Below are 11943 nucleotides of genomic sequence, written 5' to 3' on the forward strand. Positions count from 1 at the left end.
GAAATGAATAATATTGAAGTAGAAAAAATAATAGAGCCAGTTGCGGCATCAGATGGTGCTGGTGTTAAATTAAAGAGAAGCATTGGCACTCACCTTATTGATTACCACGATCCCTTTTTAATGTTAGATGAATTTGGTTCCGAAAATAAAGATGATTACATTGGGGGCTTTCCTCCTCATCCTCACAGAGGAATTGAAACAGTAACGTATATGCTTGCTGGTGACTTTGAACATAAAGACAGTACAGGTGGCGAAGGAATAATGACTGCTGGAGATGTTCAGTGGATGAAAACTGGAAGTGGTATCATTCATTCAGAAATGCCTGCAATGAAAGAAGGTAAGCTTCATGGATTTCAATTATGGGTAAACATGCCTGCTAAATTGAAAATGACTAAACCTGAATATATTTATATTGATGCAGATAAAATGAGCACTCATAAAGATGATGATAAAACTGTCAAAGTGATTGCTGGAAAATTTCAAGATGCAGAAGGACCTGTTAAAGGTCATAATGTTGAGCCTGTTTATTTTGATGTAGAGCTTGAAAAAGGAAAAGATTTTAATTTTGATCTTCCCTCAACTCACAATTCATTAATATATTTAGTTGAAGGTGAAATTAAAGTTGGCAATCAAGATCATGATGCCGTCAAAGATTCTACTTTAATTATTCTAACTAGGGGAGAAAAATTAAAAGTCTCTAGCTTAACTAAAGCCAAGTTTTTATTGATATCTGGAAAGCCAATTGGTGAGCCTATTGCTAGAGGGGGTCCATTTGTAATGAATACTAAAGCAGAGATCTTGCAAGCAGTTCAAGATTATCATAATGATACATTTGTAAAATAATGAAAACTATTAAAATAGAAAAATTTGGTGGTCCTGAAGTATTAGAAATTAAAGATATTGAGATTGATAAACCAGGTCCAAAAGAAGTTTTGATAAAAAATTTATCAATTGGACTTAACTATATTGACGTTTATCACCGAACAGGTTTGTATCCTATTCCTCTTCCAAGTGGAATTGGCCTAGAGGCATGTGGAATAATTGAAGAAGTTGGTTCAGAAGTTGATCTATTTAAGGTTGGCGATAGAGTAGCTCACTCTTCAATGCCAATTGGAAGTTATTCCGAAAAACAATTGTTTCCTCAAGAAAAATTAGTTTTAGTTCCAGAGGGTATCTCAGATGAAATTGCATCTTGCATTATGCTTAAAGGGATTACTGCTGAATATTTATTACACAGAGCTTATCCAATTAAAAAAGGTGACAAAGTATTATACCACGCAGCAGCTGGTGGTGTTGGACAAATATTATGCCAGTGGGCTAATGCATTAGGAGCTGAAGTTATTGGAACTGTTGGCTCTAAAGAAAAAGAGGCTATTGCTAAAAAAAATGGTTGTCATCATGTAATAAATTATACAGATACAAACTTTGTTGAAGAGGTGGAAAAAATTGCAGGTAAAAATGGAGTTGATGTTGTCTATGATGGTGTTGGTATTAAAACATTTGATGGATCAATTGAAACCTTAAAGGTTAGAGGCATGATGGTGGCATTTGGTAACGCATCAGGTTACGTTGACACTATAGATGTTAAAAAACATATTAATGCAAAAGGATTGTTTTTTACTCGTCCTTCAATTGCACATTACACCATGATAAGAGAAGAGTTGGTTGAGTCTGCTAAAAAAGTTTTTGATGCAATTTTATCTGGAAAATTTAAAGTTGAAATTTCAAAAAAATACTCACTTGATGATGTTAAAAAAGCTCATGAAGAATTAGAAGCAAGACTGCTAACTGGTCCTGCGGTTATTATTCCTAATTAATCTAAGTCAACATCCATATCAGACATATGCAATTTTAATGCATTTGTTGATACTTGAATTTCCCTCATAAAAACAACAATTGAAATCATCATCGATAAACAACAAGATCCAAAGATTAATCTTGCAGCAAAAATTTCATTTAAATAAAGGGCAAACACAGTCAACATATTAAATAAGAAACCAAATGCAGCAAACATAATAGTCCATTTTAAAAGAACAATTCTTCCACTTAAATTTATAAACTGTTTTTTCCACTCAGGAGGAATATGATTTTCATACACATGTTCATCATGAAGCTGTCTAATAAGCTTACTCAAAGAATGAAATCTGTTGCTATATACACTCATCAATAAAGGAATGGCTGGAAACATCAATGCTGTAACTGTGTAATCTATATTCATACGAATCAATTTGATTATGAAACTAGCCTTTGTTATTTACAAGTAAATTATTATGAAACAATTAAATCTCTTTATTGAACTAACAAGATTTAAAAGACCTATTGGCTATATGCTATTATTTTGGCCTTGTGCATGGGGACTAACTCTTGCTTATGATTTCTCAAAAAACTTAAATGGTTATTTTTTTTACTTATTATTATTTTTTTTAGGATCAGTTCTAATGCGTTCTGCAGGATGTATTGTAAATGATATTTCTGACAAAGAGTTTGATAAAAAAGTTTCAAGAACAAAAAATAGACCGATCGCTTCAGGTAATGTCTCTGTTAAATTGGGATTGCTCTATGCTATTATTTTATGTTCGATTGCTTTTTTAGTTTTAATTAATTTTAATAATTTAACAATTATCTTAGCCCTTGGCTCTATGCCTTTAGCATTTACTTATCCATTAATGAAAAGATTTACTTATTGGCCTCAATTATTTTTAGGAATAACATTTAATTATGGTCTAATTTTAGGATGGACTGCAATTCAAGGTGAAATAAATGCTGTAGCTATTATCTTTTACTTAGGAGCCATATTTTGGACACTGGGATACGACACAATATACGGGTTTCAAGATATTAAAGATGATGAAATTATAGGAGTAAAATCTACTTCAATAAAATTTAAAAAAAAACCAAAATTATTTTTAACAACATGCTATTTAATCTTTATAATTTCTTTAATACTAGTAGGTATTTATATGAAGCTTAATACAATGTTTTATTTTTTTATTCTCATCCCAACTACTCATTTATTTTTTTATCAAATCTATAATTTTAATTTCAAAGATCCTAAAAATTGTCTAAGAATTTTTAAAAGTAATAATTTTTTTGGTGCAATTGTTTTGTGTAATATTTTAATTGGAAAATTTTAAATGAATAAAATAGACATTATAAAAAGACTTTTTTTCGATTACACAAAAAAACATATAAAAAAAATACTATTATCAGTTTTTTTTGCACTACTAGTTGCTGGAAGTACTTCAGGGATAGCTTATCTCTTAGATCCAGCAATTGAAAAAATATTTATTGAAAAAGACCAAGCACTAATAATTATTATTCCAATTTTTATTATTATTGCTTTTGCAGTAAAAGGCTTTTCACTATATGTGGCAAAAGTTCTTATGATAGGTGTTTCAGAAGAAGTAAGAAAAGACCTTCAATGTGACATGTTAAATAACTTAATTACAGCAGATACAAAATTAATTGATGCAAAACATACTGGAAAATTTATATCCAATATAACTAATGACGTAAATCATATTACCAACCTAATTAGTACTGCAGTTTTAAATATATTTAAAGATAGTTTAACTTTAATTGGTTTACTTACTGTAATGTTTTTTCAAAATTGGAAACTTGCTTTGATAGCAATCATAATGATACCTTTGGCTACTTTTGCAGCAAGAACTTTGGGCAAAAGAATAAGCAAAGTAGCTACAGAACAAATGCTTAAGGCTGGAATTCTTAATACATATTTAATTGAGCTATTTAAAAATCATAAACTTATTAAAATTTTTCAACAAGAAAAATATGAGAATAAAAGAGCAGAGAAATTTATAAACGATGTAAAGGAAAAAACTGTAAAAATAGCAACTGTCTACGTTAGATCTTCACCGATAATGGAAACTTTAACAGGTATTATGATAGCAGTTTTAATTTTTTATTCTGGAAAATTGGTTTTAAAAAATGAAATTGATATAAATAATTTTTTCTCTTTTCTTGCGGCTATGATGCTAGCGTATCAACCAGTGAGGTCACTTGCGACTTTAAACATAACTATTAGTCAGGGCTTATCCGCAGCAACAAGAATTTTACCAATTATCGATGAAAAGTCAGAACTTCAAGAAAACAAAAATAGTACTGAAATAAAAGTTAATGCTGGTGATGTTGAGTTTAAAAATATTTCTTTTAAGTATGAAAAAGAAATAAAAAATAACACTTTAAATTCAGTTAATATAAAAATGTTAGGTGGAAAAATGACTTCAATTGTAGGTCATAGCGGCGCTGGGAAATCAACAATTTTGAATTTAATCCCAAGATTTTATGATGCAATTTCAGGAGATATAGAAATAGATAATCAGTCAATCTATAATTGCACAATAAGCTCTCTTAGAAAAAATATCTCACTTGTTAGTCAAGACACTACTTTATTTGATGATACGATTAGAAATAATATTGCATATGCAAACCTAGGTGCAAGTCAAAAAGAAATTGAAGAAGCAGCAAAATATTCTTATGCCAGTGAATTTATAGAAAAACTTCCAAATAAGTATGAAACTATTATTGGTGAAAATGGAACAAGATTGTCTGGTGGAGAAAAACAAAGACTATCTATAGCGAGAGCAATGCTAAAGAAAAGTCAAATTATTCTGTTAGATGAGGCAACATCGTCACTAGATGCAGAAACTGAAAATAAAATTCAAGATGCTATAAATTTTTTAACCAAAGATAGAACGACAATTGTGATAGCGCATAGATTATCAACAATTTTAAACTCTGATAAAATTTATGTAATAGATGCTGGCACAGTTGTTGGTGAAGGAACGCATGACCAATTATTAGCTAATTCAAAAGTTTACAAGAACTTCTATGAAAAACAAATTAAGAAAGTTTAATGTTTCTTTTTTATAGAATACTAATAAATTTAATTTTACTTTTATCACCTATAATTGTTTTAATAAGATTATTGCAGAAAAAAGAGGATCCACTAAGATTTAAAGAAAAACTTGGTTTTTTTTCTAAAAAGAAGCTAAAGGGAAAATTAATATGGTTTCATGGTGCAAGTGTTGGAGAAATACTAAGTGTAATTCCATTAATAGAAAAGCTAGAAAAAAATAAAGAAATCAAACAAATTTTAATAACTTCAAATACACTAAGTTCCTCTAAAATTTTATCAAAATTAAAATTAAAAAAAACTGTCCATCAATTTTTTCCAATAGATACAAATTACAATACAAATAAATTTTTAAGATATTGGGATCCGTCCATTGCAATCTTTATAGATTCCGAGATATGGCCAAATATGCTCACAAATATAAAAAAAAAATCAATATCATTAATGTTAATTAACGCAAGAATAACTGAGAAATCTTTTAAGAAATGGAAGTTTTTTTCTTCCTCAGCTAAAATAATATTTCAAAATTTTGACATATGCATATCATCAAGCTTGGCGTCGAAGAATTATTTAAGATTACTTGGGGCAAAAAAAATTTCATATTTTGGTAATTTAAAATTTACTCAAAGCAAACAAACTACAAATGAATTAAGTAATAATTTAAATAAATTTTTTTTAACAAAAAAAATATGGTGTGCATCCAGCACACATGGAATTGAAGAAAAAATATGTGCAAATACACATAAAAAACTTAAAGTTAAGTATAAAAACTTATTAACAATTATAATACCAAGACATATTCATAGAGTTAAAAAAATTCTCCAAGATATAAAGGAAATGAATTTAAAAATTCACTTGCATGACTCTAAAAAAAAGATTGATAAAAAAACAGATATATACCTAGTAAATACTTTTGGACAAACCCAATCCTTTTTTAAGATTAGTAAAACTGTTTTTTTAGGAGGCTCAATTATTAAACATGGAGGGCAAAATCCTTTGGAAGCAGCAAAGTATGGGTGTCAAATATTACATGGTCCAAATATATGGAATTTTAAAGAAATTTATAACCTTTTAAAAGCTAATGGAGCATCACATAAAGTTACCACACCCAATCAATTAACTCTTAAAGTTAGCAAGATACTTAACAATAAAAGCAATTCTAAAAAACTTCAATTAAAAATAAAAAATCTTAGTTCTAAAATTTTAAACTCAACCTTAAATGAGATAAACTTTCATATAAAGAAAAAATGAAATTTAAAAAACCAAAATTTTGGGACTATCAACGTCCAAATTTATTGTCATTTATTTTATTGCCACTAACTTTCCCTCTAATTTTAAATAATTTTTTCTTAAATAAAAAAAAAATAAAAAAAAAGATCATAAGCCTAAAAAAATTTGTGTAGGAAATATATATGTAGGTGGCACAGCAAAAACTCCATTGACAATAAAAATTTATCAAATTTTAAATAAACTTGATATTAATACTTGCACTATTAAAAAGTACTACAAAAGCCATTATGATGAGCAAAAAATGCTATCTGAAAAAACTAAACTTTACTGTGAAAAAAATAGAATTGATGGACTTAATAAGGCAATTCTAGACAATAAAGATGTGGCAATTTTTGATGATGGTCTACAAGATAGATCAATAAATTATGATCTAAAAATTGTTTGCTTCAATGATTTAAAATTAATTGGAAATGGTTTTTTAATTCCTGCTGGACCTCTAAGAGAAAAAATAAATAGTATCTCAAAGTATGACATGGCTTTTATTAATGGAAATGAGGTAGATAACTCTAAATTAAAATTACTATTAAAAAGTTATAATGCTAATATTGAAATATTTGAGACTAACTATAAAGCTATAAATATCAAAGAATTTAATATTAACGATGATTATATGGTTTTTTCAGGCATAGGTAATCCTGAAAGTTTTAGACAAACATTGATCAATAATAATATTAAGATAACTAAAGAAATAATTTTTCCTGATCATTACAACTATACTCATAAGGATATTGATCAAATAAAATATAAGGCAAAAAAACTTAACTTGAAGATATTAACTACTGAAAAAGATTATATTAAGATTAAATCAATCGATAATAATGATATTAGATATTTAAAAGTTGAGCTGGATATCAAGAATGAAGATAGGCTAATAAATCATTTAAAAAAATATATATGAAATTAATAAAATATTTTTTTCAATTTTTAATTATAATTACACTTCTTCTTTTATTTAGAATTTTAGGGCTTAAAATTGCTTCATTTATTTCTAATAAAATTGCATCTAGTTTTGGGCCCTTTTTTAGATCTAAAAATTTAATTAAATCAAATATTCTTAGAGCACTTCCACATTTAAGTCCTGAGGAATTAGATAAAATTTCCAAAAAGATGTGGGGAAATTATGGAAGAATACTTGCTGAATACGTTTTTATAAAAAATTTTAGAGGGACCAAATTTAATAATAATATAAAAGTTAAAGGTCAAGATGTGCTTGAAAAAATTAAAAAAGATAATGAGCCTGTTATATTTGTTTCAGGACATTTCAATAACTTTGAATTAATGGCTCTACATATTGAAAAATCAGGGATTAACCTAGCAGCAATTTATAGACCGCTTAATAATAAATTTCTTAACTATATAATGGAGAGGGTAAGAAAAAAATACATTTGTAAAAATCAAATCAAAAAAGGAATTTCAGGTACTAAACAATTACTTGGATTTTTCAAACAGAAAACTTCTATAGCACTCATGATTGATCAAAGAGTTTCTCAAGGTATTAAGGCTAAATTTTTTAATGATGAGTGTTTTACAACTACTATTCCTGCACAATTTGTTAAAAAATTTAAATGCAAAATAATCCCTGTTTATATTGAAAGAATACAGGGCACAAATTTCCAAATTACTATACATGAGCCAATAAATTTTTCAGGTGATGAAACAATTGAGTCGATAACTTTAAACTTAAACCGTTTGTTAGAAAAAATGATTTTAAAAAATCCTGAACAATGGATTTGGTCTCATAATCGTTGGAAATAAGAATTCTTTAAAGTTATTCACTTTCTCTTTTTTTTGCTGCCTCGACGTACGAATAATATGGTTCTTGCAAATCCACATTCCAATAATTCAAAGTATTTAGATCAATCTTCTTACCAGATACCGCGCAAATTACATGATCACCCTCCTCAATAACTTCAAAATTATTTGGTAAATATTTTATTTTTGCTAATTTTTTATTCATTTTTAGTTTATACATTATTACATGAAAGTTGGGATAATAGGAAGTGGTGGTCGTGAACATGCTATTTGTCACAAACTCAGTACTATTAAAAAAATAGAGCAATTATATTGTTTTCCAGGAAATGCTGGAACAGCAAAAATTGCCAAAAATATTTCAATAAACTTAGAAAATTTCAATGAATTAAAAGATTTTATAAAATTAAATAAGATTGATTTAATTATTGTTGGTCCTGAAAAGCCACTCGTAGAGGGAATTGTAGATTTTTTAGAAGCAAACAATATTCAAGTTTTTGGTCCTAACAAAATTGCATCTCAATTAGAAGGTTCAAAAATTTTTACAAAAAACTTATGTAAAAAATATAATATTCCAACTGCTAACTTTGGAATTTTTCAAAATATTGATGAAGCTAAGCAATTTATAAATAAAACTAAATATCCTATTGTTATAAAGGCTGATGGATTGGCTTCTGGAAAAGGTGTTTATATTTGTAATAAGCTGGATGAAGCTAAAATTGCAATAGATGAAATTTTTAATGGTAAATTTGGTATTGCTCATAACTTGCTAGTTGAAGAATTTTTAAGTGGTGAAGAAATGAGTTATTTTATAATTAGTGATGGTAAAACAATAAAAAAGTTTGACACTGCTCAAGATCATAAAAGAGTTTCAGAAGGAGATGTGGGTAAAAATACTGGAGGTATGGGTGCCTACTCTCCCTCAAGATTAATTAATGATGAATTAGATAAAAAAATTTTATCAAAAATTATTGAACCGACAATTTTAGGTTTAAAAGAAATGGGCACAACCTATAAAGGTTTTTTATATGCAGGCCTTATGATTGTAGAAGGTGAGCCCTATTTAATAGAATATAACGTACGTATGGGAGATCCTGAGTGTCAAACTATTCTACCAAAACTAAAATCTGATTTATTAGAAATTTTTTTATCCTGTTGTAATGAAAAACTAAATAACACTCAGATAGAATGGCATAATAAAAAAAGTTTATGTATTGTAATGTGCTCAAATGGATATCCAGACCAATTTGAAAAAAATATTTTGATTGAACATTTGGATGAAATAAAATTACGCACAAATGAATATTGCTTCCATGCTGGAACGAAACTTATTAATGATAAATTCTATGCAATTGGTGGGAGAGTTTTAAATTTTGTCTCTTTATCAGAAAATTTTTCTACCTCTAGAATAAAGATAATAGACATGATTAAATCACTTAATTGGAATGGTGGCTTTTACCGAAAAGATATTGGTTACAAGGTTATTAATGAATGAGAATAATATCTGGAAAATCAAAAGGTAAAAAAATATTTGATCCTATAGATATTAATACGAGACCACTTAAAGATTTAACAAAAGAATCTATATTCAATATAATTACTCATTCAAATAAATTTAATACTGCACTTGAAAAATCAAATATTTTAGATTTATTTTCTGGAGTAGGGTCTTTTGGACTTGAGTGCCTTTCTAGAGGTTCCAAAAGTGTAACTTTTGTAGAAAACTACAGTATTGTTTTGCCAATCTTAAAAAAGAATATTTTTAATCTTGGTTACCAAGATAATTCATCGGTGATCGATAAAAACATCTTAAACCAATTAAATTTTGAAAACTTTGATACTAAGTTTGATATTATTTTCATGGATCCTCCTTATAAAGAAAAAAACCTGAGTAAAATAATAAAAGATATATTTGAGGCAAAGATAATAAAAGATAACGGAATAATAATTATTCATAGACACAAAAATGATAAAGATGAATTTCCAAAAGTATTTAGGATTATTGAAGAAAAAACTTACGGAATATCAAGGGTATTTTTTGGTTCGTATACTTATTAAAATAATATTTTTTTTGTCTCTTTTTTGATGAGCTCTACAGCAGGTTGATCATATGGGTTAATTTTTAGCGCTCTTCCAATTAAAATAGTTTCTAAGATAAAAAAACAAAATAACTCTCCTAAAGCATTTTCATTCCGATTGATTATTTCGAAACTTCTAAAAGGAATTTTTTTATTTAAAAAAACTTTTTCCGTTGCTAATTTTTGAGAAATAATTATTTCGCTGAGACTTTTATTTTTTAAATGACTGTGTGAATCAAGAATCTTGCTATTAATAATTTTATCTGATTTTTTATTGCTGACATGAAAAAAAGTAAAAAAATTATTTTTTGGGCCATCTAAGTAAAGCTGCATCACACTGTGATTATCTTTCGGCATTAATGATATTGTGGGCAAAATTCCATTTCCCTTTTTTCCTAAACTTTCAGCCATTAATTGCTGATACCATCTGAATAAACTTTCTGAACTTTCGTCATAATTAAGAATAATTGAGTTAAATTTTTTTTTCTTTAAAAAATATAAAGAATTATTTACATTTATAACTAAAGCATCAATAAATTTTTTGTTTTTAATCAGGTTATTTAATTGTTTAAATTTAGTACTATCTAAACCCATAAGTTCAGCAGGTAACATTCCCACTTCAGAGAGAACAGAATATCTGCCTCCAATAAAATTATTATGGTGTACTATTTCAGTTTTTAATTTTTGAGCCAATAAGTGTAAATAATTATTTTTATTTTCTGTAATAAAAATATTTTTATCTTGATTTTTAATAATAATATTTGAATTTGATATTGTTTCAAGAGTGTTTCCTGATTTTGAAACAATAATATTTAGGTACTTTTTTTTACTAGAACCTGTATCAATCTTTGACTGAAGATTATTAAAAAAAAATAAATTTTTTTTTATTCTATTCTTCAAGAAATAATAAATAGATTCTGTTCCTAGAATCGAGCCACCCATACCAATTATTCTTATATTGCTAAATTTTTTAAATTTAAGAATAATTTTTTTATTATAGCTACTCTTATAATTTGTACTTAGAGAATCTAATACTGCATTTCTATTAAGTAAAATATTTTTTAAGTCTTTTTTTATTTTCTTACTATTTTTTTTAATCTTAAAATTTTTAAATTTAATATTTTTTGTAAGCATTAATTGCTTTTAATTTTTTCTAATATACTTTTTTCTAATGAACTATCTGGTGACTCAGATAAAGTAACTGTGCTCTCAGTATTAGAGCCTTTAGTTAAAATTTCTTTCAAACTAATCTCACTTTCTTCCTGATTATCATCTTTATTTAAAGTTGTTGGTTCTGGTAAATTTTCAAAATCTGGTGGAAGTGATAATGGATTTTTTTTCTTAACTAAAAATTCGTCTGAATTGGATTGTTTTTTTCCAGTCAAGCCATCTTTGACACTTTGACAGGCGCTGACCATAAACAAAATTGTTAATGTAAGAAATATTTTTTTAAATAGATTTTTCATTTTTTTTATTATTAGCAAATATTTCATCAAAAATAAGGCATATAACACCTAATGTTATAAATATATCTGCGATATTAAAGACAAACCAATGAAAATCCTTAAAGTGAAAATCAATAAAGTCTGGTACTGCAGAATAATATATTCGATCAAAAAGATTTCCTAATGCTCCACCAAGAACAAATATTAAGGATATTTTTTTAAAGCCATCACTATTATAGATCATTATCGCTAATATAATACTTATCAGTGCTATTATTAAAGTGATCGAGTTATAAATAAAACTTTCATTAAAAGAAAATAATCCAAAGGCGATCCCTTTATTCCAAATAAGGTAAAAATTCAGATACTCAGTCAAATAAATATCAACTTTACTTTCTATTTCGCTAATTTTAATAATGTAAATTTTAGAAACCCTATCGACTAAAAAAATAAAAAAGATAAGTAAAATGTCGATTGATATTTTTTTTAAATTCACTTTAGGTAT

14 protein-coding genes are annotated in these 11943 nt (G+C 27.0%); 9 read left to right on the forward strand and 5 right to left on the reverse strand.

The window, feature by feature from the left end:
• Positions 1-3: 3 nt before the first annotated feature.
• Positions 4-843, forward strand: a complete 840-nt coding sequence (locus AC5SLN_RS05605) for a pirin family protein (RefSeq protein ID WP_494593151.1) — start codon at positions 4-6, stop codon at positions 841-843.
• The gene (locus AC5SLN_RS05610; protein WP_494593153.1) at positions 843-1817 is read left to right on the forward strand and encodes a quinone oxidoreductase family protein; all 975 of its coding nucleotides are present in this window, start codon (positions 843-845) and stop codon (positions 1815-1817) included. Before AC5SLN_RS05605 ends, AC5SLN_RS05610 begins: the two co-directional genes overlap by 1 nt.
• On the opposite strand, the gene AC5SLN_RS05615 is transcribed toward AC5SLN_RS05610, so the two are convergent.
• A complete protein-coding gene (locus tag AC5SLN_RS05615) occupies positions 1814-2218 on the reverse strand; it encodes a DUF2721 domain-containing protein (protein ID WP_271486171.1) in 405 nt (134 codons plus the stop codon). The two genes, AC5SLN_RS05610 and AC5SLN_RS05615, sit on opposite strands and share 4 nt — an antisense overlap.
• Positions 2219-2270: 52 nt before the next feature.
• On the opposite strand from AC5SLN_RS05615, the gene ubiA reads away from it, so the two are divergent.
• The 5 genes from ubiA to AC5SLN_RS05640 all read left to right on the forward strand — a co-directional run bounded on the left by ubiA (position 2271) and on the right by AC5SLN_RS05640 (position 7921).
• Complete coding sequence (gene ubiA / locus AC5SLN_RS05620) at positions 2271-3134, forward strand: 4-hydroxybenzoate octaprenyltransferase (RefSeq protein WP_494593155.1); 864 nt, start codon at positions 2271-2273, stop codon at positions 3132-3134.
• Positions 3135-4877, forward strand: coding sequence for an ABC transporter ATP-binding protein (locus AC5SLN_RS05625; RefSeq protein ID WP_494593157.1), 1743 nt, complete (start codon positions 3135-3137; stop codon positions 4875-4877).
• A complete protein-coding gene (locus tag AC5SLN_RS05630; RefSeq protein WP_494593158.1) occupies positions 4877-6127 on the forward strand; it encodes a 3-deoxy-D-manno-octulosonic acid transferase in 1251 nt (416 codons plus the stop codon). Before AC5SLN_RS05625 ends, AC5SLN_RS05630 begins: the two co-directional genes overlap by 1 nt.
• 187 nt (positions 6128-6314) lie before the next feature.
• Positions 6315-7064: a tetraacyldisaccharide 4'-kinase gene (gene lpxK / locus AC5SLN_RS05635; RefSeq protein ID WP_494593160.1), complete on the forward strand. Its 750-nt coding sequence runs from the start codon at positions 6315-6317 to the stop codon at positions 7062-7064.
• Positions 7061-7921: a lysophospholipid acyltransferase family protein gene (locus AC5SLN_RS05640; RefSeq protein ID WP_494593162.1), complete on the forward strand. Its 861-nt coding sequence runs from the start codon at positions 7061-7063 to the stop codon at positions 7919-7921. The genes lpxK and AC5SLN_RS05640 overlap by 4 nt, the downstream gene beginning before the upstream one ends.
• Before the next feature lie 13 nt (positions 7922-7934).
• On the opposite strand, the gene AC5SLN_RS05645 is transcribed toward AC5SLN_RS05640, so the two are convergent.
• Positions 7935-8123 (reverse strand): DUF2093 domain-containing protein, encoded by a 189-nt coding sequence (locus tag AC5SLN_RS05645; RefSeq protein WP_271486152.1) that lies wholly within the window; start codon positions 8121-8123, stop codon positions 7935-7937.
• Between the two features lie 21 nt (positions 8124-8144).
• Between AC5SLN_RS05645 and purD the strand changes: the two genes are divergently transcribed.
• Together purD and rsmD are read left to right on the forward strand one after the other, a co-directional pair.
• Positions 8145-9410, forward strand: a complete 1266-nt coding sequence (gene purD, locus AC5SLN_RS05650) for a phosphoribosylamine--glycine ligase (RefSeq protein WP_494593164.1) — start codon at positions 8145-8147, stop codon at positions 9408-9410.
• Positions 9407-9973 (forward strand): 16S rRNA (guanine(966)-N(2))-methyltransferase RsmD, encoded by a 567-nt coding sequence (gene rsmD / locus AC5SLN_RS05655; protein ID WP_494593165.1) that lies wholly within the window; start codon positions 9407-9409, stop codon positions 9971-9973. Before purD ends, rsmD begins: the two co-directional genes overlap by 4 nt.
• Here the strand turns inward: rsmD and AC5SLN_RS05660 are convergent.
• From AC5SLN_RS05660 to lspA, 3 genes are read right to left on the reverse strand one after another with little or no spacing between them, the layout of a single operon-like run.
• Positions 9970-11127: a phosphoglucose isomerase-related protein gene (locus tag AC5SLN_RS05660; protein WP_494593167.1), complete on the reverse strand. Its 1158-nt coding sequence runs from the start codon at positions 11125-11127 to the stop codon at positions 9970-9972. The genes rsmD and AC5SLN_RS05660 overlap by 4 nt on opposite strands.
• On the reverse strand, positions 11127-11459 hold the full coding sequence (locus tag AC5SLN_RS05665) for a DUF3035 domain-containing protein (RefSeq protein ID WP_271766931.1): 333 nt from the start codon (positions 11457-11459) through the stop codon (positions 11127-11129). Before AC5SLN_RS05665 ends, AC5SLN_RS05660 begins: the two co-directional genes overlap by 1 nt.
• Entirely contained in the window at positions 11443-11943 is a 501-nt protein-coding gene (lspA, locus tag AC5SLN_RS05670; protein WP_494594201.1) for a signal peptidase II, read from the reverse strand. Before lspA ends, AC5SLN_RS05665 begins: the two co-directional genes overlap by 17 nt.

It is taken from the genome of Candidatus Pelagibacter sp. PS_31 (assembly GCF_059417865.1).